The 21,300-nt window shown below is 64.0% G+C and carries 20 protein-coding genes; 13 read left to right on the top strand and 7 right to left on the bottom strand.

Annotated elements, in window-relative coordinates; translation table 11 throughout:
* The first annotated feature begins 80 nt into the window (after window positions 1-80).
* From AC6JA3_RS02995 to AC6JA3_RS02980, 4 genes are all read left to right on the top strand, one after another.
* Entirely contained in the window at window positions 81-1,013 is a 933-nt protein-coding gene (locus tag AC6JA3_RS02995) for a carbohydrate ABC transporter permease (RefSeq protein ID WP_497919893.1), read from the top strand.
* Window positions 1,010-1,954, top strand: a complete 945-nt coding sequence (locus AC6JA3_RS02990) for a carbohydrate ABC transporter permease (protein ID WP_223943831.1) — start codon at window positions 1,010-1,012, stop codon at window positions 1,952-1,954. The genes AC6JA3_RS02995 and AC6JA3_RS02990 overlap by 4 nt, the downstream gene beginning before the upstream one ends.
* Window positions 1,951-2,964 carry a hydroxyacid dehydrogenase gene (locus AC6JA3_RS02985; protein WP_223943832.1) on the top strand — a complete coding sequence of 338 codons (1,014 nt, stop codon included), beginning with the start codon at window positions 1,951-1,953 and terminating at the stop codon, window positions 2,962-2,964. Before AC6JA3_RS02990 ends, AC6JA3_RS02985 begins: the two co-directional genes overlap by 4 nt.
* Before the next feature lie 302 nt (window positions 2,965-3,266).
* Window positions 3,267-5,711, top strand: a complete 2,445-nt coding sequence (locus AC6JA3_RS02980; protein ID WP_347782543.1) for an HAD-IC family P-type ATPase — start codon at window positions 3,267-3,269, stop codon at window positions 5,709-5,711.
* On the opposite strand, the gene AC6JA3_RS02975 is transcribed toward AC6JA3_RS02980, so the two are convergent.
* A complete protein-coding gene (locus AC6JA3_RS02975; protein ID WP_347782542.1) occupies window positions 5,693-6,103 on the bottom strand; it encodes a hypothetical protein in 411 nt (136 codons plus the stop codon). The genes AC6JA3_RS02980 and AC6JA3_RS02975 overlap by 19 nt on opposite strands.
* A 133-nt stretch (window positions 6,104-6,236) precedes the next feature.
* On the opposite strand from AC6JA3_RS02975, the gene AC6JA3_RS02970 reads away from it, so the two are divergent.
* The 3 genes from AC6JA3_RS02970 to AC6JA3_RS02960 all read left to right on the top strand — a co-directional run bounded on the left by AC6JA3_RS02970 (window position 6,237) and on the right by AC6JA3_RS02960 (window position 9,906).
* Window positions 6,237-7,829 (top strand): alkaline phosphatase D family protein, encoded by a 1,593-nt coding sequence (locus AC6JA3_RS02970; protein WP_347782541.1) that lies wholly within the window; start codon window positions 6,237-6,239, stop codon window positions 7,827-7,829.
* A gap of 133 nt (window positions 7,830-7,962) precedes the next feature.
* Window positions 7,963-8,622, top strand: coding sequence for a hypothetical protein (locus AC6JA3_RS02965; protein WP_026543396.1), 660 nt, complete (start codon window positions 7,963-7,965; stop codon window positions 8,620-8,622).
* 48 nt (window positions 8,623-8,670) lie between these two features.
* Window positions 8,671-9,906, top strand: coding sequence for a pyridoxal phosphate-dependent aminotransferase (locus AC6JA3_RS02960; protein ID WP_026543395.1), 1,236 nt, complete (start codon window positions 8,671-8,673; stop codon window positions 9,904-9,906).
* Window positions 9,907-9,976: 70 nt separating this feature from the next.
* On the opposite strand, the gene AC6JA3_RS02955 is transcribed toward AC6JA3_RS02960, so the two are convergent.
* Window positions 9,977-11,014 (bottom strand): zinc-dependent alcohol dehydrogenase family protein, encoded by a 1,038-nt coding sequence (locus AC6JA3_RS02955; protein ID WP_223943836.1) that lies wholly within the window; start codon window positions 11,012-11,014, stop codon window positions 9,977-9,979.
* A 95-nt stretch (window positions 11,015-11,109) separates the two neighbouring features.
* Between AC6JA3_RS02955 and AC6JA3_RS02950 the strand changes: the two genes are divergently transcribed.
* The 3 genes from AC6JA3_RS02950 to AC6JA3_RS02940 all read left to right on the top strand — a co-directional run bounded on the left by AC6JA3_RS02950 (window position 11,110) and on the right by AC6JA3_RS02940 (window position 12,768).
* Window positions 11,110-11,568, top strand: a complete 459-nt coding sequence (locus tag AC6JA3_RS02950; protein WP_026543393.1) for a carboxymuconolactone decarboxylase family protein — start codon at window positions 11,110-11,112, stop codon at window positions 11,566-11,568.
* Between the two features lie 17 nt (window positions 11,569-11,585).
* On the top strand, window positions 11,586-12,485 hold the full coding sequence (locus AC6JA3_RS02945; RefSeq protein WP_347782538.1) for a sigma-70 family RNA polymerase sigma factor: 900 nt from the start codon (window positions 11,586-11,588) through the stop codon (window positions 12,483-12,485).
* 61 nt (window positions 12,486-12,546) lie between these two features.
* Window positions 12,547-12,768: a hypothetical protein gene (locus tag AC6JA3_RS02940; RefSeq protein WP_347782537.1), complete on the top strand. Its 222-nt coding sequence runs from the start codon at window positions 12,547-12,549 to the stop codon at window positions 12,766-12,768.
* Between the two features lie 93 nt (window positions 12,769-12,861).
* Here the strand turns inward: AC6JA3_RS02940 and AC6JA3_RS02935 are convergent, their stop codons facing one another.
* Entirely contained in the window at window positions 12,862-13,359 is a 498-nt protein-coding gene (locus tag AC6JA3_RS02935) for a hypothetical protein (protein ID WP_347782536.1), read from the bottom strand.
* Between the two features lie 22 nt (window positions 13,360-13,381).
* The gene (locus AC6JA3_RS02930) at window positions 13,382-15,406 is read right to left on the bottom strand and encodes a primary-amine oxidase (RefSeq protein WP_347782535.1); all 2,025 of its coding nucleotides are present in this window, start codon (window positions 15,404-15,406) and stop codon (window positions 13,382-13,384) included.
* Between the two features lie 123 nt (window positions 15,407-15,529).
* On the opposite strand from AC6JA3_RS02930, the gene AC6JA3_RS02925 reads away from it, so the two are divergent.
* Window positions 15,530-16,120, top strand: coding sequence for a TetR/AcrR family transcriptional regulator (locus AC6JA3_RS02925; protein ID WP_026543388.1), 591 nt, complete (start codon window positions 15,530-15,532; stop codon window positions 16,118-16,120).
* On the opposite strand, the gene AC6JA3_RS02920 is transcribed toward AC6JA3_RS02925, so the two are convergent.
* Window positions 16,117-16,770, bottom strand: a complete 654-nt coding sequence (locus AC6JA3_RS02920) for a LysE family translocator (protein ID WP_026547873.1) — start codon at window positions 16,768-16,770, stop codon at window positions 16,117-16,119. The two genes, AC6JA3_RS02925 and AC6JA3_RS02920, sit on opposite strands and share 4 nt — an antisense overlap.
* Window positions 16,771-16,931: 161 nt before the next feature.
* Here AC6JA3_RS02920 and AC6JA3_RS02915 point away from each other — a divergent pair, with 161 nt between their 5' ends.
* Window positions 16,932-18,344, top strand: coding sequence for an aldehyde dehydrogenase family protein (locus AC6JA3_RS02915; RefSeq protein ID WP_347783627.1), 1,413 nt, complete (start codon window positions 16,932-16,934; stop codon window positions 18,342-18,344).
* A 67-nt stretch (window positions 18,345-18,411) separates the two neighbouring features.
* Here the strand turns inward: AC6JA3_RS02915 and AC6JA3_RS02910 are convergent, their stop codons facing one another.
* Entirely contained in the window at window positions 18,412-18,924 is a 513-nt protein-coding gene (locus tag AC6JA3_RS02910) for a hypothetical protein (RefSeq protein WP_347782534.1), read from the bottom strand.
* Between the two features lie 110 nt (window positions 18,925-19,034).
* On the opposite strand from AC6JA3_RS02910, the gene AC6JA3_RS02905 reads away from it, so the two are divergent.
* Window positions 19,035-19,892: a prephenate dehydratase gene (locus tag AC6JA3_RS02905; RefSeq protein ID WP_026543384.1), complete on the top strand. Its 858-nt coding sequence runs from the start codon at window positions 19,035-19,037 to the stop codon at window positions 19,890-19,892.
* A gap of 17 nt (window positions 19,893-19,909) precedes the next feature.
* On the opposite strand, the gene AC6JA3_RS02900 is transcribed toward AC6JA3_RS02905, so the two are convergent.
* Complete coding sequence (locus AC6JA3_RS02900) at window positions 19,910-21,280, bottom strand: NAD(P)-binding domain-containing protein (RefSeq protein ID WP_347782533.1); 1,371 nt, start codon at window positions 21,278-21,280, stop codon at window positions 19,910-19,912.
* Window positions 21,281-21,300 lie beyond the last annotated feature (20 nt).

Below are 21,300 nucleotides of genomic sequence, written 5' to 3'. Positions count from 1 at the left end.
TCAGGAACAGCCGCTCACCGAGTAGTCCCACAGGCAGGGGGCCTCTGACAGGAGGCCCCCTCCCAAGCTAGGAGAATCCCATGGCCACCCAGGCCCTCACCACCACAGTGCGCCGCCGCGGCCGTGCACTGGCGGGAACCGGCGGACGGACTGCCGCGCTGTTCCTGGTCCCCTTCTTCGCGGTCTTCGCGATCGCCATGATCGCACCAGTGATCTACTCCCTGGTGCTGAGTTTCCACTCGCAGCAGAAGTCCGGCTTGGGCTTCGGGGAAGCCAAGACCGTGTTCGTAGGGCTTGAGAACTATGTGCAGGTCTTCCAATCCGAAACCTTCATGGAGGGCATCGGCCGCCTCGGCCTTTACTGCCTGATCTACATTCCCTGCATGGTGGGCGGTGCAGTGGTCTTCGCACTCCTGCTGGATGCGACAGTGGCCAAGGCACGCAAGCTCTTCCAGCTCCTGGTGTTCCTTCCGCACGCAGTTCCGGGCGTCATTGCTGCCCTGATCTGGGCCTACCTTTACACCCCCGGCATCAGCCCACCGGTCCAGGCACTCCAGGGTGGCGGTATCCAGGTCAACTTCCTGGACGCCCACCTGGTGCTCCCATCCATCGTGAACATCGGAGTATGGGAATGGACGGGCTACAACGTCATCATCCTGTTCACTGCACTCCAGGCCGTGCCCCGGGAAATCCTGGAAGCGGCACGGGTGGACGGCGCCGGTGAGATCCGGGCCGCGGTGAGCATCAAGTTCCCCCTGATCCTGCCGGCCCTGAGCGTCATCATGCTCTTCACCATCATCGGCACCCTGCAGCTGTTTACCGAGCCAAACATCATCTCCAAGGCCACGGCCTCGGTCACCAGTACCTGGGTTCCCAACCTGTGGGCCTATGACGCAGCGTTCATCCGCCACAACCTCAACCAGGCCGCGGCGGCCTCCATCATCATTGCCGGGCTGGCCGCAATCCTGTCCCTGGCCGTCACCCGCCTTAGCTCCAGGATGAACAAATCATGAGCACCTCAACACTTTCCCGAAACACCGCAGCATCCAAGCAAGGTCCACGGTCCCGCCGCACGGGATACCGTTCCGGCCGCGGCAGCAACGGCACTTCCAACCGCAGCGGAGGGTTTGCCAGCAAGCTCACCGTCAACGGGCTCCTGATCATTGGCTCGGCCTACATGGTGGTCCCTGTCCTGTGGTTGGTGTTCGCCTCCACCAAGAATGCAGCGGACCTCTACGGCACCAGCGCCTACGCGTTGGGTAATTTCTCCCTGTTCGAGAACATCGCCAACGTGGCAAACCAGGACGGCGGGCTCTTCTTCCGCTGGCTGGGAAACTCCGTGATGTACGCCGGCGTTGGCGCGGTCCTCGGCAGCCTCATTTCAGTCATGGCCGGATACGCGTTCGACAAATTCCAGTTCCGTTGGAAGGACTCGCTCTTCGGCTTCGTCCTGGTGGGCGTCCTGATCCCCAACACCGCAACCGTGCTGCCCATGTACCTCCTGGCCTCCCTGGTGGGTATGACCAACACCATCTGGGCCATCCTCATCCCGGTACTGTGCAACCCGTTCGGCGTCTACCTGGCCCGGGTCTACTCCTCCAGCTACGTGCCGGCAGAAACCCTCGAGGCCGCACGGATGGACGGCGCCGGGCCAGTCCGGTCCTTCTTCTCCCTGGGCCTCCCCATGATGATGCCCGGCTACATCACCATCGCGCTCTTCCAGTTCGTGGGCGTGTGGAACAACTTCATGCTCCCCCTGGTGATGCTCCAGGACCAGCAACTCCTCCCCGTCAGCGTGGGCATCTCCATCTGGCAGGGCTACTCCGTACCGCAGCCCGAATTCACGCCCATGGTCATCACGGGCTCGCTGCTTTCCATCCTTCCGTTGCTGGTGGCCTTCATCATGCTCCAGCGCTTCTGGAAGTCAGGCCTGACCGCAGGGAGCGTCAAGTGACCAGCACCAAACCAAACGTCGCGCTCGCCATGGGTCCCGGCGTCGTATCCCGGGTCTTTCCCAGCCGCCGCCTCGAGACCCTCTCCCCCGGCTTGCGGCTGCTTAGCCCTGATCCCATGGAAGATTTCACATCCGCACGTTCGTTGGAACTCCTGGCAGAGACGGACATCCTCATCACAGGGTGGAGCTGCCCCAGACTGGATGCCGCGGCCCTGGCCGCAGCTCCGCGCCTGACCCATGTCCTCCACGCCGGAGGCACCGTCAAACACCATGTGGGCGACGAATGCTGGGAAAGGGGCATCGAAATCAGCACCGCCGCTGATGCCAACTCCATCCCCGTGGCCGAGTACACGGTGGCCATGATCCTGCTGGCCAACAAGCGCGTCCTCCAGATCGCCCGCAAGCTGCACTCGGAGAAAACCGGTATCGAGCCGGACCAGGTGTTCCCGGACATGGGCAACTTCGGCAAACGCGTGGGCATCATCGGGGCGTCCAGGATCGGCAAGCACGTCATCCGGCTCCTGAAGTCCTACGACGTCCACGTAGTAGTGGCAGATCCTTTCCTTGACGATGCCGCGGCAGCCTCCCTCGGCGTCGAACGCGTCACCTTGGAAGAGCTGGTGGGCAGTTGCGACGTCGTCAGCCTCCACGCGCCGTCGCTTCCGTCCACCCGCAACCTGATCCATCAAGGCCTGGTGTCCTGTTTCAAGCCCGGTGCCACCTTCATCAACACCGCGCGCGGCGAACTGGTGGACCAAGATGCGCTGCTTCGGCGCATCGAGCAAGGCGACCTTTACGCTGTCCTGGACGTCACCACTCCTTGGGTGCTCCCAGCGGACTCGGGCTTCTACACACACCCCAATGTGCTGCTGACACCGCATCTGGCCGGCTCGCTGGGGATGGAGCTGGAGCGGATGGCCGCCAGCACCATCGAGGAAGCCCACCGGGTGTCCCGCGGAGAACCGCTCCTGCACAGACTCCATGCGAAAGACCTCGCCTTTACGGCCTGAGCAGGCACGGCCTAGGCGGGCCCGGGCTGCCCTCACGCGTGAGCGGGCATGGCCTAGGCGGGCCCGGCCTACCCTCACGCCTGAGCGGGCACGGCCTAGGCGGGCGCGGCCTACCCTCACGCCTGGGCGGGCGCGGCCGTGCGCGGCCGTGCGCAACAACCACGACGGCGACAGAACGCCCAGCGGCTGGCATACTCAGTCCCATCGCTCCACCCATCCTTGGACAGACCCGGCTCCTCGGATCGACTCAACTGATTGGATCAGTCCACGTGATCTGATCAGCACAACAACTGGGGGCATGCGTGCCAGAGGACAAGCACCAATCACCGGCGGCAGTCCGTCCAGCGGGTGGATCGGCCCAGGGATTGAGCGCTGCCGAAGTTGCTGCGCGGGTGGCCGCGGGACAAACCAACGCCTTCGTCCAGGACACCAGCCGCAGCGTGTGGAGCATTGTCCGCGCCAACGTGCTCACCCTGTTCAACGGCATCATCCTGGCCTGCTTCATTGTCCTGTTTGCGATCGGCCGCTGGCAGGATGCCTTGTTCGGGTTCAGTGCCGTGGCCAACGCGGTGATCGGCAGCGTCCAGGAGTACCGGGCCAAGCGTGCCTTGGACCGCCTTGCCCTCCTGAACGCCCCGCACGCCAGGGTGATGCGCGACGGCTCCGAGGCCGAAATCGACCTGGACGACGTAGTGCTGGATGACACCCTGGTCCTCCGTGCCGGTGACCAAGTGCCCGCCGACGGACTGGTAGCCGGATCACGGGGCCTCCAAGTGGATGAATCCATGCTGACCGGCGAATCCGACCCCGTTGAAAAGGCCGACGACGACCGTGTCCTGTCAGGATCCGTGGTGGTGGCCGGTGAAGGAACAGCCGTGGTGGACCGGGTAGGCGCAGACTCCTTCGCGAACTCCCTGGCGGCGGAGGCCAAGCGCTTCTCCCTGGTGGCTTCAGAACTGCGGTCCTCGATCGACCGGGTCCTGAAATGGGTCACTTGGTTCGTGGGTCCGGTGGCGTTGCTGGTCCTGAATGCCCAGATGATTGCCCAGGGCGGGTGGGCCGAAGCTTCGGCGAGTGGAGCGTGGCGGGACGCTGCGACGGCGACCATTGCCGCCGTCGTCGCCATGGTTCCTTTGGGACTGGTACTGATGACCAGCATCACCTTCGCCGTCGGGGCGGTAAAGCTGGCCCGGCAACAGGTCCTCGTGCAGGAGCTTCCGGCGGTCGAGGGGCTGGCGCGCGTGGATATCATCTGCCTCGATAAGACCGGCACCCTCACCCAGGGCGACATCGTTTTCGACGCCGCCCATCCTTTGACGCACCGCCTGGGCTGGGAGGCTGTGCTTTCTTGGTACGGCGTGCAGAACGATGCCAATGCCACGGCCCGGAGCCTTGCCGGTCATTTCACCGAGCCTCCCGCAGAGCCGCCGGCAGACCGCGTGCCGTTTTCTTCGGCGCGTAAGTGGAGCGCGGTTGTTTTCGACGACGGAATGTGGATCCTGGGCGGCCCCGAAATGGTGTTCCCGGGGCAGAGTTCCACCGATCCTGTGCGGCAGCAGCTTGCCGCCCGGGCCGTAGAGCTGGCTGCCACCGGCCGGCGCACACTGGTGCTGGCCCACGGCACGCCCACCGATGACGAGACCGTACCAACAGACGCGGTCCCGGTTGCCCTACTGACGTTCAAGGAGAACATCCGCCCCGACGCCGCCGAAACACTCACCTACTTCGCGGCGCAGGACGTGGACGTCCGGATCATTTCCGGTGACAACCCGCAGACCGTTGCCGCAATAGCCCGGGAAGTCGGGCTGGAGGCGCCCTATGGCTTCGATGCCCGGGAACTGCCCGACGACGACCAGGAACTGCTGGAGGTCATCAACAACCACGTGGTCTTTGGACGCGTCACCCCGGACCAGAAGAAGAGGATCGTGGTGGTTCTCAAGTCCGCCGGCCGCACAGTGGCCATGACCGGCGACGGCGTCAACGATGCCTTGGCCATCAAAGAAGCCGATATAGGTGTGGCGATGAACTCCGGGGCGGCAGCCACCAAGGCCGTGGCCCGGCTGGTGCTCCTGGACGGCAAGTTCTCCCACCTGCCCTCAGTGGTGGCCGAGGGCCGACAGGTCATCGCCAACATCGAGCGCGTCTCCATGCTGTTCCTGACCAAGACCGCTTATGCCACGTTCCTGGCCATCGCCTTCGGCATCCTCCTGCTGCCATTTCCTTTCCTTCCGCGGCAACTGTCCGTCACTGACGGTTTGACCATCGGCATACCGGCGTTCTTCCTGGCCTTGCTGCCCAACGCCCAGCGGTACATCCCCGGTTTCCTGCGCCGCTCACTGACCTTTGCCGTCCCGGCGGGCTTGTCGGTGACACTGGGGCTCGCCTCCTATGCCCGCCTTGCGGCGAACCTGCAGATTCCGGAAGCGGAGATCAGGACCGGGTCCACGCTGATCCTGGCGATCATCGGCATCTGGATCCTGGTGGTGCTCTCGCGCCCGGTGACCCGCTTCAAGGGCATGGTCATCGGTGCGATGATGGTCGGCCTTGTCCTGGTGTACTCGGTGCCAATAGCCCGCGACTTCCTGCAGTTCACCGATCCCAGCCTGCCCACGGCACTACTTGTCCTGGGAACGTCGGCGGCGTGCATCGCGCTGGTGGAGATCGTCCGGTTCGTTCATCGCCGCGTCGCCTACCGGGATGCCCAGGAGGCCCTGCACCAAACGTTCAATCAGCGCGCCTCGAAGTAGATGCGACCACGTCCCACCCACAACGGCACCAGCACGGCGACCGAAGCGATGCCTTGGGAAATGACGGCCGACCAATCTCCGTCCGCAGCAATCACCAGGTCCAGCACGGCAAAAACAAGCCCCAGCAGCATGACTGCCGTTGCACCACGCCGCGCCGCGTTGCTGCCGCGAGCCACCCCGGAGGCCAGTCCGATCACCAACAGACCGAACAAGACCATGCCTGCTCCCAGCAAGGTGATGGGCAAAGCAATGCCGCCGGACTGGGCTTCGGGGGTATAGCGCAGGAAAATCGTCAGTATCCCGAGCAGGATTTGGGCGATGCCACCGATATACATCAGCACCACCGAGAACGTCACCACTCCGGGTCGTTTACGGCTCTCGCCCGTCTTCATGAACTGAGCATAGACGAGGCCCCCACGCGGCAGGCAGCTCCCCGAGGGCAAGTGACACCCCTTGTCACAGAATTAACCACACATTCATGCACACCTTCGATCCAGTCAACCCAGGCTTCCTAGGGTCGGCCTTATGGAAAAAATCTCCCGCAGATCCCTCATTTCAGCCGGCCTTGGAGCAGGAATCGCCGCCGGCATGTCAGCCGCGTTGCCGGGGACCGCCGTCGCGGTTTCTACAGCGGACGACGCCGGTCTCCGCACCGATCCGTTCACCCTCGGCATCGCGTCGGGCGAACCGTGGCCCGACGGCTTCGTCATCTGGACCCGCCTGGCAGTAAACCCCGTAGCCGAGGACGGCCTGGGCGCCATGCCCTCGCGTAACGTCGCCGTCGCCTGGGAGGTCGCAGAAGACCCGGCGATGCGGCGCGTAGTAGCCCGCGGCGTCGAACATGCCAGGATCGAAACCGCCCACTCGGTGCACGTCGAGCTCAAAGGCCTCCGCCCCGGGCGGGAATACTTCTACCGTTTCCGCACCGGGCGCCACGTCAGCGAAGTGGGCCGCACCCTGACCAGCCCGGCGCCCGGCGAAACCCCGGCGGCACTGGCCATGGCCTTCGCCAGCTGCGCCCAGTACGAGCACGGCTACTTCACGGCCTACCGCCGCCTTGCCGAGGACCACCCGGACCTGGTGCTGCACTTGGGTGACTACCTCTACGAGTACAAAAAGGGCAGCTACGTGATCGGCGGCGGAAACCCCCGCGACCACGAAGGACCCGAAACCACCACCCTGGCCGGCTACCGCCAGCGGCATGCCCAGTACAAGTCCGACGCCGATCTGCAGGCAGCGCACGCGATCGCACCGTGGCTGGTGGTCTGGGATGACCACGAAGTGGACAACAACTGGGCGGACGATAACCCGGAGAACAGTGACGCAGGCCAACTCAATGACACCACGGAGCATTTCCGCCAGCGCCGCGCCGCCGCATTCCAGGCGTACTACGAGAACATGCCGTTGCGTTCGTCCTCGGTCCCTGCTGGTTTCGACATGAAGATCTACCGGACCATCCAGTGGGGACAGCTGGCCAACTTCCACATGATGGACACCAGGCAGTACCGGGACGATCAACTGGCCGGTGACGGTTGGCGGAAGAACGTGGCCGAACGCCTTGATGAAAACCGCACCATCACCGGTGCCGAACAGGAGAAATGGCTGCTGGACGGCTTCAGGAACTCCACCCAGCGCTGGGACATCCTGGGCCAGCAGGTCTTCTTCGCCGAACGGGACCGTGACAAAGCCCCTGATATCGACGACGTCTCCATGGACGGGTGGGACGGGTATGCCGCTTCCCGCCGACGCATCACCCAAGGCTGGGTGGACGCCAAGGTGCGCAACGCCGTCGTGCTGACCGGCGACGTCCACCGCCACTGGGCCGCCGACCTCAAAGTGGACTACAAGGACCCCGCCGCGGCAGTGGTTGGCTCGGAACTGGTGTGCTCCTCCATCACCTCCACCGGCGACGGCACAGGATCCACCACCGACTCCACCATGGCTTGGAACCCGCACCTGAAGTTCTATAACGACAACCGCGGCTACGTGAACACGCGAATCACCAAGGACTCCATGACCGCCGACTTCCGCGTGCTGGATCAGGTCACCACCCCGGGCGCACCGGTCAGCACCAGGAAGACCTTCACGATCACCGACGGCGTCCCCGGCCTCGCCTGAGCCTGGTTCACCCAACTAAGTGACAGCACTTGCTGTTGCCTGCTTGGGGCTTAGGCCCAGTGACTACGCCGAAGAGCGGGAGTAACCTAGTTCCAGTTGAATTACTGGATCTCTGTCCGGCTGGGGTTCTGCCGTGGGCCATGTGCAATCGTCGCTGTACGACCTCCTGAGGGTACTTTCCGACGCCATCTCTCCCCAGCACGTGCGGTTCGACGACGGCTCCCCCACCGCCGTCGTTCCTCCACCGGACGCTCCGGTCACCGTGCGGGCGGTAACCCTGAACAGGGTTGGACGGTCCCGCCGTGACGGGCCGGCACTGGACCTGGAACTGAGGGTGGCAGTGGAGTGCCACGGCCCTGAGCAGTTGGAGAACATGGAGCGCCTGCTCCTGGCCGTGGAACTGCACGGCCAGTACTCCGTAGTATCCAGCGGCGAGTTCCGGCCTGAGGAGTACTCCGGTGCAGTGGGGCAAGGGCTGGGCTTCCTGGTCCGCGTCCCTGTATCCCTCCCCTTCGAGGAGCCGTCGGATCCGCCTGCCCAAGCTGCCGTGGGCGCTTCAACTGCCGGACGCCGTATCCGAGGACGGCTGGTGGATGTGCACAACAAAGGCATTTCCGACGCTTACATTCACGCCCACTCTTCTGCAACCGCGGCGGTCAGTGATGCGACCGGCCACTTTGAAGTCCTGGCATCTGCTGACGAGGTCCAGCACTTCGCTGTGGCGGTCAACGGCGCTGAACGGGAAGTTTCAGCAAGCACCAGGAGCCTTCCCCTGGTGATTCGCTGGCTCTGATTCCGGAACGGTTTGCCCGCACAGGCAGGTGCCGTGAAATGATCAACCATGCGTCCGATGCAGCACTCCAGCAAACTCCAGAATGTCCGCTACGAACTCCGTGGGCCCATCCTCCAAGCGGCCAAGGCCATGGAGGCCGAAGGGCACCGCATTCTCAAGATGAACCTCGGGGACACAGCACCGTTTGGGCTTGAGGCTCCGGAGTCGGTAGTTGTGGACATGATTCACCACCTTCGCGGCGCGCAGGGATACAGCGATTCGAAGGGCATTTTCTCCGCCCGCACCGCCATCTCGCAGTACTACCAGACCCGCGGACTGATGACCATCGGCGTCGAAGATGTGTTCGTTGGCAATGGCGTCAGTGAGTTGATTTCCATGACCCTGCAGGCGTTCATGGAAAACGGCGACGAGATCCTGATCCCGGCCCCGGACTACCCCTTGTGGACTGCCGCGGTGACCCTTACAGGCGGCAATCCCGTGCACTACCTCTGCGATGAGGAGGAGAACTGGTGGCCGGACATGTCCGACGTCGAAGCCAAGATCACCCCGCGCACCAAGGGCATCGTGATCATCAACCCGAACAACCCCACCGGCGCCGTCTATCCGCGCCACATCCTGGAGCAGTTCGCCGCCTTGGCCCGGAAGCACGACCTCGTCCTGTTCTCGGACGAGATCTACGAGAAAATCCGTTACGTTGACGCCCCGCATATTCACACCGCAGCCGTAGCCGAGGACGTCTGCGTGCTGACGTTCAGCGGCTTGTCCAAGGCGTACCGCATGCCCGGATACCGGGCGGGATGGGTTGCCGTGACGGGCCCGCGGACAGTCACAGCTGCGTACCGGGAGTCGTTGGAACTGCTGGCCTCGCTGCGGTTGTGCGCCAACGTTCCAGCCCAGCACGCCATCCAAACGTGCCTCGGCGGATACCAAAGCATCGAGGCACTCATCCGTCCCGGCGGGCGTCTCCGTGAGCAGCGTGATTTGGCGTGGAAACTCCTTACCGCGATCCCAGGCGTCAGTTGCGTCCCCGCCGCGGGTGCCATGTACCTGTTCCCGAAGTTGGACCCGGAAATCTACCCGATCGCCTCGGACGAGAAGTTCGTCCTCCAACTCCTGCAGGAACAGAAAATCCTGGTCTCGCACGGAACGGCGTTCAACTGGCCCACGCCGGACCATTTCCGCTTCGTCATCCTGCCCGCAGTAGAGGACATCGAGGAAGCAGTGCGCCGCATCTCCACCTACCTCGCCGCGTACCGGAACCGTCCCGTTGACGAACCCAGATAGCTTACAGTCAAGCGCGTTCTGAGCGGTCCAAACGCGCTCTGCTGCTACTTACTTGGGTGCGGGAAGTGACTTAAAGGGCAGGGTCCACCATGGTCATGCCGGCGGGGTTCGCCTTGTCGAAGCCGGGCAACAGTGCGGCTGCTTCTTCCAGGCCAATGGTGCGCTCGATCAGCAACTGCGGCTGCAACGCTCCCTGTTCGATGAGCGCCAGCATGCCCGGATAGTCAACAGCGGCCATCCCGTGACTGCCCAGGACGTCCAGTTCCCAGCCGATCACCCGTGCCATGGGCACTTGCGGATTGCCGTCGATGGACGGGAGCAGCCCGATCTGGACGTGGCGGCCCCGCCTGCGAAGACTGAGGATCGCGTCCGCACAGGTCTGTTCACTTCCGACAGCGTCCACCGCCACGTGGCTGCCTCCGCCGGAGAGGACGTTGATTGCGGCCGGGATGTCCGTACCATCGGCAAGCACGGTGTGTTCGGCACCCAGCCGTGCAGCCACAGCCAGCGCCTCGGGGTTCCGGTCCACGGCAATCACCCGTGCCCCCATGGCCTTGGCGATCATCACAGCGCTCAGTCCCACTCCGCCCGCGCCAACTACAGTGACCCACTCTCCGGCTTTCACTTGCGCACGGGCTGCCAAGGCACGGTAAGCGGTGGCGAAGCGGCAGCCGAGGCTTGCCGCCGTCGAATATTCAATGCTCTCGGGGATGGCAACCAAGTTGCTGTCCGCAGCATGCAGTGCCACGTACTCGGCGAACGAACCCCAGTGGGTGAAGCCGGGTTGTTGCTGGTCCGGGCAGACCTGGGCATCGCCGGCCAGGCACCATTCGCAGCTGCCGCAGCCACAAACGAAGGGGACGGTGACGCGGTCGCCCACCTTCCAATGCTGGATGCCCTCCCCGACGGCGTCGATCACCCCGGCGAGCTCGTGGCCCGGTACGTGCGGCATGGCAATGTCATCGTGGCCGGCCCAAGCGTGCCAGTCACTGCGGCACATGCCGGTGGCCAGCACCCTCACCACCACGCCTCCAACAGGGGCCTGCGGTTTGGCGACCTCCCTGACTTCGGGCTGGGTCCGGACCTCATCAAAGACTATTGCGCGCACGCCCCTGACTCTAACAATTGGCTGCCCCCTGTCACACTTCGGGGGCGGGATCCGACATTCCTGTTGTAAGGCACCATCTCTGAAGGGAAGTCAGTATGACCCGCATCAACATCGGCCGTACCAACAAGCTCGGCTATGCCGCCGTCATCGGATTGGAAGGCTACGCCCGCAAGTCCGTGGATCCGGAACTGTATGAACTGATCAAGCTGCGCGCCTCCATCCTCAACGGCTGCGGCTTCTGCGTGGATATGCATGCCACGGACGGCCGGAAGCTCGGAATTCCGGACAGGAAGCTGCACGCCGTGGCGGCGTGGCAGCACTCGAAGGTGTTCTTCGATGCCCGTGAGCAGGCAGTTCTTGCCCTGACGGACGCCGTCACGCAGCTGGGTCCGGAGACAGTCACGGACGAGATCTGGAACGCAGCTGCCACCCATTTCGACGACGCCCAGATGGGCGGGCTGATCTTCGCTATTTCCACCATCAACGTGTGGAACAGGATCGCCATCAGCACGCAGATGGAACCGCCAGTGGATGAGAAGAATCCGTTGGTCTGAACGGTAGCGTTGACAGCATGACTCTTACGGTGTCAGCCACGTCGGCGTGGCAGAGCGAACGGAACCGTCTCCTGGGAATCGCCTACCGGATGTTGGGCGACTTCGGGCATGCGGAGGATGTGGTTTCCGAGGTGGCCATCGACGCCGTGAAGCGCGAGCGCCAGGCCGACGCGGAACACGTGGGTTCCTGGCCGGCATGGCTGACAACCGTATGCGTGCGCCGCTCAGTTGATCGGGTACGCCAACTCGCCGCCGTTCGGGAAGAGTACACCGGGCCCTGGCTTCCGGAGCCCTTGGATGCCTCCAGGCTTCCGGAAGAAACGGTGGCCAATCGCGAACTCCTGTCGCTGGCCTTGCTGCACCTTGCGGAGCAACTGGCACCTGAGGCCAGGGCGGCGCTCGTGTTGCACCGGGCGTTCGCGATGTCTGCCCCGGAGATCGCGGACATCCTGGAGAAGACCCCCGCAGCGGTTCGGCAGATGATTTCACGGGCAGAACGCCGGCTGGAGATTGATCCGGAAGCTCCCGCCCCCAGGGCCAAAGACCGGGCAGCCCTGGAAAAGCTGGTGGGTGCGATCGAGCAGGGTGACATTGACACGGTGGTCGCCATGCTGGACCGGGACGCCGTTCTGTGGGCCGACGGCGGCGGGAAGGTCAAGAGCGCCATGAATCCGCTGTTCGGCGCGGCAAGGATCGCGCGCTTCTTCACCGGCATCCTTGGCAAAGCTGCGGTTTTTGATCCCGAGGAGCCGGTCCGCGCCTGGATCATCGAGGTCAACAGCGAGCCGGCCTTGGTACTCCGGCATCATGGCCGCTCCGATGTCCTGGTGATCGACGCCGCCCCGGATGGCAGCATCCGGGAAGTACGCCAGGTGTCCAACCCGGACAAGCTGACGCGGGTTTCGCTGGACGGGTAGCTCAGGCGTTGCTTCCTGACCTTCTTTGCTTGCCGATAGACGCAGCTGCAACCACGGTGGGTTGATTTCAGGCGAGCGATTCGGCAAAGAGGGTCAGGAAGCCACAGCTGCCCTGGACGTTCGCGAGCGCCGAAGGCGGGCCACCAGCGTGGCGGCGAGCAACGCCGTCGTGATTTCCAGTCCGATGACCAACAGGAGCGAGGCGGCCCCGGATGGCAGCATCCTGGAAGTACGCCAGGTGTCCAACCCGGACAAACTGACGCGGGTTTCGCTGGCCGGGTAGCTCAGGCGTTGCTTCCTGACCTTCTTTGCTTGCCGATAGTCGCAGCTGCAACCACTGCGGGTTGATTTCAGGCGAGCGGTGCGGCAAAGAGGGTCAGGAAGCCACAGCTGCCTCGGACGTTCGCGAGCGCCGAAGGCGGGCCACCAGCGTGGCGGCGAGCAACGCCGTCGTGATTTCCAGTCCGATGACCAACAACAAGCCGGCAGCGCCGGACGAAAGCGCATGGGTCGAAACAACACCTGAGACGCCAACAGCGCTCGACGCCGGTCCCCCGCCGTGCGCATGTCCGGAACCGCCTGCACTGCCCGCACCGCCCGCACTGAGCAGCAGGACGGCGTGGAGTCCCACCATTGCCAGTGCCGAGACAGTCACTTGGTGGAGTGCGCCAACCCGGCTGTGCCGCCAGATGTGGACCGTGCACGGAACGCACACTGCGGCCAGTCCGATCATGAGGATGCCCAGCCAGGCCTGGTGGTGTCCCGAGGCCGCGAGCCACAGATGCACTGCGCAGGAAACAGCTGTCAGGGCCGCGCAGGTCCGGGGGTGCAGGACAGGCCCGGAAGCCCGGACCCGTCCTGTCGTGGTGGCCATTGTGAGTGTCCCGGCGGGAGTTCTAGTGGCAGTGGCCGGCAGGTTCGCCGTGCTCGCCGTGCCCCGCGCCGTGCTCGCCTTGCCCCTCGCCGTGGGCCGCGCTGTGCGCCTCGCCGTGCGCCGGCGCGCTGTGGCAGCTTGAACCTGAAGAGTTTGCCGGCACGTCCAGAACCGGGCTGCGGTCAAAGAAGCCTTCGGGACGGAGCTTGAAGCCCACCGTGTCCACGGGCATGATGGGCCAGTCTTCCACGCGGGGGAAATGCGTCAGGCCGAAGGTGTGCCACACTACGATGTCCTCGCCGTCGATCTCGCGGTCCTGCGCAACATAGGCCGGCAGCCCGGCGCCTCCGGAGTGCTGGTTTACGAAGTCGCCCGTGGGGTAGCGCTCCTCGTCGGCGTAGCGGGTGACCCAGAGATCCTTGGTGGCGAAGGCTGCGCGCTTGGCGATCGAGGAGCCGGGGTCTGCCAGGAGAGTGGGCTGGTTCTCGGCATGGAGCTTGTAACCAACGGGCTCGCCCAGGCGGTTCCTGGACTCCGGGTTGGAAATGATCCAGGTCCTGCCTGCACGGGCGTCGGCCTCGCGGACTCCTTCGGATTCCTTTGCCAGGACCGTGCGCTTACGGGAGAACGCGTTGCCGCGCTCATTGCCCTCACCAATGGCCTGGCGGACCACGTCTTCTTCCTCAACCCTGTTGGTGAACCCGTCAATGGCCATATCCAGCCGAGCGCTGAAGAGGTGCTGGTGGAACGGGGCTCCAAGGCCGGGAGCGAGCTGGGAAATATTGTCCGAGCCGCCCTCCGGGAACGCGGATGTGAACACGACGCCGGTGGCCTTGGCTTCGAATTCGATGGTGCCGTCCAGGTAGAGGTACCAGTAGAAGCCGTAATCGTAGTTGCCGATGGTGGTGAAGAAGGAGATCACCAGGCGGCGGTTGCGGCGGGTGTAGTTGATGCCCGTCCAGAGGTCTGAGTGCTTGGAGAGGATGCCCCAGTCTTCCTCGTGCATGCAGATGCCGTTGCGGATCTCGCGGGGGTTGCCGAAAGCATCGCTGATGACCGGGCTGAGGTAGGTGATGTCACCCAGGCAGTCGCACCCCAGTTCCAGGGAGTTGGCGTACTGGCCCACCAGGTATTCGCCGGTGTCGAAGTAGTTCTGCCAGGAACGGATGGGCGAGGGGTCGCCGTAAGGAACCACCATTTCCGCAATCGACGCGCGGTTGATGATGGGCCTGAGGCGGTCTCCGTCCTTGAAGGCCAGGTTGTGGAGGACAACTCCTTCGCGAACATCAAAGCCAACGTCGACGCTCCACTTTTCCCATTCCACGTGGTTCCCGTCGGTGACCGTGAAGCTTGGGCCTTCGGGTTGGGTGATGCTGATGGGCTTTTGGGTTTCCCGCAGCGGGCCGGTCAGTTCGGGATCGGTGTAGTTTCCGTGCTCCGCCGGGATGGGCATGACTCCGAGGTCAATCACTTGGGTGACTTCCTTGTTGACCACGTCCACGTAGGCCACCAGTCCGTCCACGGGGTGGGCCCAGGCGCTGTCTTCGGGGAAGTCCTGCACGAAGGCCAGGCCGCGGAGGATGCGGCGACCTTTCTCGTCGTCGTACTCAAAGACGCCTGCTGACAACGGTGCGACGCGGACTTTGGCGACGTCCAGATCCCTGGCTGCGAGCGCGGCGAGCCAACGCTCATCGGTGGCGAGGAGAGTCTCGACTACCTCGAATTCCTCCTCCAGGACGGGGAGTTCGCCGGAGACCTTGGTATCGAGCTCGATGGCTTCCAGGATCCGGCCCTGGGTCACGGAGACGAGGACGTCGCTGGGAGCGCCGCCGGCGATGTCGTGGATGAAGATGCGGAAGCGTCGGTCCTGCCCTGACTGGCCGCGCGGGGGATCAATGAGTCCCAAATAGGCGATCCGCTTCCCGGCGCCGAGGTGGCCGGCTTCCTGCAGGATTCCCTGCACCTGGGAGATCTCGGCGCCTGTTGCCAGGGCGTACTGCGTTTCCCGGGTTGTCCCGGTTGCTGTCTCAGTTGCTGTGGGCGTCATGGCTGCCTCTTGTCCGGGACCTATGATGGGTCAGGATTTATTTTCTATAGGTGTAGAGAATAACCAAAACGTAAGATGGGTCACAAGACCTGTCCGCCATTTATTTTTCCGGGAGCCCCTTCAGTGCCAAAGATTGTGGACCACGATCAACGACGCCTCGAACTGGTGGACGCTACCTGGCGGATCATCGCGAGGCTGGGCATGGAAGGGGCCACCATGCGGGAAATCGCCGAGGAAGCCGGCTTCGCCAACGGCGCCCTGAAGCCCTATTTCCCCACCAAGGACCTGCTGCTCACCTCCGCATTCGGGCACGTGTTCAACCGCACCAACCAGCGCATCACCGCCGTGACGGAAGGCCTCTCCGGGGTGGCGGCACTCCGCGCTTTTTGCGCCGAAGTCCTTCCACTGGATGAGGAACGCGTCAATGAAGCCCGGATCGTTATTCCGTTCTGGCAGAAGGCGCTCAACGACCCGGACATGGCCGCACTTCACAGCGAGTCCATGAGCCAATGGCACACCACCATCACCGATCATTGCGCAGCAGCCCGCACGGCAGGGGAAATTGAAACCCCTATTGAGGACGCCGCCGTCGCCGACCACCTGCTGAACATGATGCTCGGCGCGCAAATCGTTGTGGCACTGTCCCCCGCCGAGCACTTCTCCCAGGATCTTGCCGGACAGCTGGATAACTACCTCGCACTGCTTGCGGGTTAGCTGGTGGCTCCCGACGCCACCACTCCGACGCCCAGTCCGGCGATCACACCGCTGCTGACGCGCTCGACGGCGGTGCTCACCTTGGGACGCTTGAGCCACCTCATCGCCTTAAACGCGACGACGGCGATCATCGACAGATAGGCGAAGGCGATGACGGCTACCACCACGCCCAGGATGAGCGAGGTGCCCATGGTGTCACCACCGTGGGGAATGAACTGCGGAACAACGGCCAGATAGAACAGCCCAACTTTGGGGTTGAGCAGCGTCGACAAAGCTCCGGCTCCCAGAGCGGACAGCCGGCTGTACGGGAGCGGGGTGTTCTCCGCGCCGCCTCCTGCGGCGGTGGCTTTGGCTGCTTTTGCGGCCTTCCGGGACTTGATGAATGACGAGACGCCCAAGTACAGCAAGTAGAGTCCGCCGGCAATCTTGACCCAGCGGAACAGTTCGGCGGACTGCTCCAGAATGGCAGCCAGTCCCACACCCACCAGCGCCGCCCACATGATTGCGCCTGCCGCGGACCCCGCCGCAGCCGCAATGCCCGCACTGGGACGGTTCAAGGCGATGCGCAGCACCAGGAACGTGTCCGGGCCGGGCGTCACAGACAGGACAAGGCAGAGGCCGGCGAAGGCCGCGAGGGATGCAAGGGTCACAAGCTCGATTATCTGGCAAAGGCGCCCGAACCGAAAGCGTTCGCTTCCCGTCAAGGGACGTTCGTGCATAGACAAGGCACCCGCGCGTGACCCCGGCCACACTGGAAACATCGCCGCGCGCCTCAACGGCCGCCAAGACTTACTACCCGAGCGGAGTACCAATGGAGACTTACGACGCCCTGCTGGCCTCGATCACCCCAGCCCCAGGACAGAGCAGCCGCACGATTCTTGACCCGGCAACGGGCGAGGCTGTCGGCGAAGCACCTGTTCACACAGTCGAGGACCTCGAAGCAGCCATTTCGGCCGCCGCTGCCGCCCAACCCGCCTGGGCTTCCTTGGGCCATGACGCCCGGTCCGCTGCGCTCATGAAGGCCGCCGACGCCGTCGAACGTTCCGCTGAAGAACTTGCCCAACTCCTGTCCCGCGAGCAAGGCAAGCCGCTGAACGGCCCCAACGCGCGCTTCGAAGTTGGCGCCTGCGCTGCCTGGCTTCGCGCCACTGCGGCCACGCCGCTTGATCCTGAAACCGTGGTGGACGACGGCGAAACCCACGCCCAACTGCACTACCGGCCCATCGGCGTCGTGGGTGCCATTGGCCCGTGGAACTGGCCGATGATGATCACCGTGTGGCAGATCGCTCCGGCCCTTCGCATGGGCAACGCCGTGGTGGTCAAGCCCTCCGAATACACGCCGCTCTCCGTGCTGGCCTTGGCCTCGATCATCAACCAGGAACTGCCCGAAGGCCTGCTTTCGGTCGTCTCCGGTGGTCGCGACGTCGGTGCCCGGCTTGCCGAACACCCGGCCATTGGCAAGGTCATGTTCACCGGTTCCACAGCCACAGGCAAGGCGATCATTCGCTCGTCTGCTGACACGGTCAAAAGGCTCACGCTGGAACTCGGTGGCAACGACGCCGGGATCGTCCTGCCCGATTCCGATCCCAAGGCCATTGCCGAGGGCCTGTTCTGGGGCGCGTTCATCAACACCGGCCAGACCTGCGCTGCGCTGAAGCGCCTGTACGTGCACGAATCCCAGTACGAGGCCGTCTGTTCAGAACTTGTTGCCGTGGCCGCCGCGATGCCCATGGGCAACGGTTTGGACGAGAACAACGTCCTCGGTCCCCTGCAGAACCGCCAGCAGTACGACATCGTTGCCCGCCTGGTTGAAGCCGCCCGCGAGTCGGGCGCCCGGGTCCTTTTGGGCGGCAACCCCGACGCCGACGCGCCCGGCTACTTCTACCCCACGACTCTGATCGCGGACATTGACAACGACAACCCGTTGGTGGCCGAGGAACAGTTCGGACCAGCGCTGCCGATCATCAAGTACAGCACCGTTGACGAGGCAGTCGCCAAGGCAAACGCGCTCGACGTCGGACTCGGCGCCTCAGTCTGGTCCTCCGACCTGAACGCCGCACGCGAAGTGGCGTCGCGCATCCAGGCCGGCACCGTGTGGATCAACAAGCATGGCGCCGTGGACCCGCGGGTCCCGTTCGGCGGTGCGAAGCAGTCCGGCTACGGCTTGGAGTTCGGCGCCGAGGGCCTCAAGGCTCTTGGTGTCCCGCAGGTTATCAACGGCTAAGCCGCGCTTACCCAACCAGGTGACAGATAACGTCGCAATGAGCCCTCATAGCGACGTTGTCTGTCACCTACTTTTGCGTTCCAGCGCTCCGTTTTGGCCAGGCTGCAATCGCAAGAATGATCGCGCCGCATGCACCTACGACGACGCCCCCGAGCTCATGGTCGAATCTGGCCGAAATGGCGGCCCCCAGAGCCAACACCCCCGTTCCGGCAAGGAAGGGGCGGCGGGCACTGGCCGCCCAAGCGATGAGGGCAATTCCGAAGAACGGGCTGTACTGAAAGCCCAATGCGATGTCGGCGAAGAAGAACGCTGCGGCTGCGTAACAGAGCAGCCCGGAGGCACTCGTCCGGTGAGCAAGTCTTAGACAGTAGAGATGGATGATGAGCGCTGATATCAGGCTCAAGGCGTGTGATGCGACCTGCCACGGCGCTGTTGCCAGGACGTTCCCGCCCATCAGTCCTGAAATCAGGAATGCCCACAGAAATGTGAATACGCCGATGATCGTGCCCGCGAACCTTGCAACCCGCTGCTCGTTGATCTGCTGCGCCTTGTCCCCTTGGAACGTTGTTGCACTCGACATCGGCGGCCCCCAATCCTTGCTGCGAACCTAGGGCCGGTGGCGCCCGCTTGTCCAGTCACAGGGTGGACGCGGTTGGGAAGCCGGGCGGCCTGCGTGTAACCATGAGCATCATGGCCCAGAAGATTGCGTACCAAGGTGAGCCCGGAGCCAATTCGGATCTCGCATGCAAGGAAATGTTCCCCGAACTCGAAAGCGTGCCGTGCGCGAGCTTTGAGGATGCTTTTGAGCGTGTATCCACGGGGGAAGTGGATTTGGCCATGATCCCGATTGAGAACTCCATTGCCGGACGCGTAGCCGACATCCACGTGCTCCTCCCCCAGTCCAAGCTCCAGATCGTGGGCGAGTTCTTCCTGCCGATCCACTTTGACCTTCTGGGCATACCGGGAAGCACCATTGAGGGAGCTACCGAGGTCCACAGCCACATCCACGCGCTTGGTCAGTGCCGGCGGATCATCCGGGAGGCTGGCCTCAAGCCTGTGATCGCCGGCGATACAGCCGGTTCGGCCCGCGAAGTAAGGGACTGGAACGATCCCCGAAAGCTGTCCTTGGCTCCGCCGCTGGCCGCCGGCCTTTATGGGCTCGACGTCCTGGCCTCGGGAGTAGAGGACGATCCCACCAACACCACGCGTTTTGTTGTTTTGGCCAGGGAACGCGAGCTTCCCAGCAAGGATGAACTGCCTGGCCCTGCGATCACCAGCTTCGTCTTCCGCGTCCGCAACGTTCCCTCAGCCCTTTACAAGGCTCTCGGCGGCTTTGCGACCAACGGCCTGAACATGACGCGGCTGGAAAGCTACATGGTGGGTGACGAGTTCGCCGCCACCATGTTCCTGTCCGACGTCGAAGGCCACCCCGAAGACGCACGACTCCGGCGGGCGTTGGAGGAATTGGAGTTCTTCACCACCGAAGTCCGGATCCTCGGGGTCTACGCTGCCGACGATTACCGGGAACGGAACACGGTCACCGCCTAAGCAGCCCGCATCGCCAGCTAGCTCCCCGAGCGACCGTGGGCAAGCCCGGTGGGAAATCCAACGAATGATGGTTCTGGAGTTGAGCAGCAGCCGCTGGCCGCCAGTTGCGGTGCCAATGGTGCCACAGCAGGAACGTCACAGCTGGTACCGGCGTCAGAGGAGCAAACCCCGGTCTCCGGCAGTTCAAGGTGGACAGTGTCCGCCGCCAGCTGATCTCCTGCGAGGGCAGCGGATACCGAACGGACTTGCTCATAGCCGGTGGCCAGCAGGAACGTCGGTGCACGCCCGTACGACTTCATGCCGACTATGTAGAAGTTCTTCTCCGGATGGGCAAGCACCTTCGCACCGTGTGGCGGGACCGTGCCGCACGAGTGGAATTCGGGATCAATCAGGGGGCCCAATTCGGTGGGAGCTTCAACGGCAGGGTCCAGGTCCAAGCGGAGTTCCCGGAGCATGTCCAGATCGGGACGGAAGCCGGTACAAGGTACGACGACGTCCGCCACCAGGGAGCGTCCGTCGCCGGAGGTGATGGTCACTCCGTCCTCTGAATCGGTCAGGGAGCGAATTCCGAAACTGGTATGCAGTTCGATGGTGCCGGATTCAACAAGCCTGCGCAGCCGCGAGCCGAGCTGGCCGCGGGCGGGCAGGCCGTCCGCGTCGCCGCCACCATAGACCTTCGCCGCGGTGGACCCCCGGACGGCCCAGAGGATCCTGGTCTCCGGTGCCTCCTTGGCCAGTTGGGCGAGGTTGATCAGGGTGTTTGCAGCGGAGTGGCCCGCGCCGACCACCAGAACCCTCCGACCAGCAAAAGCCGTTAGATCCCTGCCGGAAACATCGGGCAAGGGCGAAGAGATGCGCTCTGCTGCACGCTCTTCACCGATGGCGGGCAACCCCGAGGTTCCCAAGGGGTTCCGGGTGGACCACGTGCCGGAGGCATCGATGACCGCTGACACGGTGTAATCGCGCACCTCGTCACCGTGTTCAACCCGAACCAAAAAGGGAGCCGTGTCCCGGTCGCGGACATGGGTTTTGTCGAGGCCGGCCCGGGTTACTGCAATGACGCGGGCACCGGTCTTCAGGCGGGAAGCAATGGGCTGGAGCTCCGCCAAGGGGGTGAGGTAGTCATCAACCAGTTCCCCGCCGTAGGGCAGGGCGGTGGGACGGGGCGATTTCCAGCCCCTTGGCTCGAGTAGCCGCACCGCAGCGGCGTCGAGGTTGAACCTCCACGGCGAGAAGAGGCGGATGTGGCGCCATTGTTCGATGGCAGCCCCTGCCGAAGCGCCGGCTTCGAAGATGACCGGTTCGAGGCCGCGTTCGAGCAGGTGTGCTGCGGCCGCCAGGCCAACAGGGCCCGCACCGATGACTGCAATCGGGAGGTGCTGATTCATGCTGCTCTTACCTTCAGAGG

The organism is Arthrobacter sp. TmtSoilC79 (genome assembly GCF_059739405.1).
The sequence above is the reverse complement of the archived record's forward strand: the minus strand, read 5'-3'. Positions and strand labels throughout refer to the sequence as shown.

What these genes read in the sequence shown, in the direction of transcription:
- AC6JA3_RS02995 (WP_497919893.1), top strand. Translation starts at nt 81, where the DNA reads ATGGCCACCCAGGCCCTCACCACCACAGTGCGCCGCCGCGGCCGTGCA.
- AC6JA3_RS02990 (WP_223943831.1), top strand. Translation starts at nt 1,010, where the DNA reads ATGAGCACCTCAACACTTTCCCGAAACACCGCAGCATCCAAGCAAGGT.
- AC6JA3_RS02975 (WP_347782542.1), bottom strand. Translation starts at nt 6,103, where the DNA reads ATGAAGACGGGCGAGAGCCGTAAACGACCCGGAGTGGTGACGTTCTCG.
- AC6JA3_RS02970 (WP_347782541.1), top strand. Translation starts at nt 6,237, where the DNA reads ATGGAAAAAATCTCCCGCAGATCCCTCATTTCAGCCGGCCTTGGAGCA.
- AC6JA3_RS02960 (WP_026543395.1), top strand. Translation starts at nt 8,671, where the DNA reads ATGCGTCCGATGCAGCACTCCAGCAAACTCCAGAATGTCCGCTACGAA.
- AC6JA3_RS02950 (WP_026543393.1), top strand. Translation starts at nt 11,110, where the DNA reads ATGACCCGCATCAACATCGGCCGTACCAACAAGCTCGGCTATGCCGCC.
- AC6JA3_RS02945 (WP_347782538.1), top strand. Translation starts at nt 11,586, where the DNA reads ATGACTCTTACGGTGTCAGCCACGTCGGCGTGGCAGAGCGAACGGAAC.
- AC6JA3_RS02935 (WP_347782536.1), bottom strand. Translation starts at nt 13,359, where the DNA reads ATGGCCACCACGACAGGACGGGTCCGGGCTTCCGGGCCTGTCCTGCAC.
- AC6JA3_RS02930 (WP_347782535.1), bottom strand. Translation starts at nt 15,406, where the DNA reads ATGACGCCCACAGCAACTGAGACAGCAACCGGGACAACCCGGGAAACG.
- AC6JA3_RS02915 (WP_347783627.1), top strand. Translation starts at nt 16,932, where the DNA reads ATGGAGACTTACGACGCCCTGCTGGCCTCGATCACCCCAGCCCCAGGA.
- AC6JA3_RS02910 (WP_347782534.1), bottom strand. Translation starts at nt 18,924, where the DNA reads ATGTCGAGTGCAACAACGTTCCAAGGGGACAAGGCGCAGCAGATCAAC.
- AC6JA3_RS02905 (WP_026543384.1), top strand. Translation starts at nt 19,035, where the DNA reads ATGGCCCAGAAGATTGCGTACCAAGGTGAGCCCGGAGCCAATTCGGAT.
- AC6JA3_RS02900 (WP_347782533.1), bottom strand. Translation starts at nt 21,280, where the DNA reads ATGAATCAGCACCTCCCGATTGCAGTCATCGGTGCGGGCCCTGTTGGC.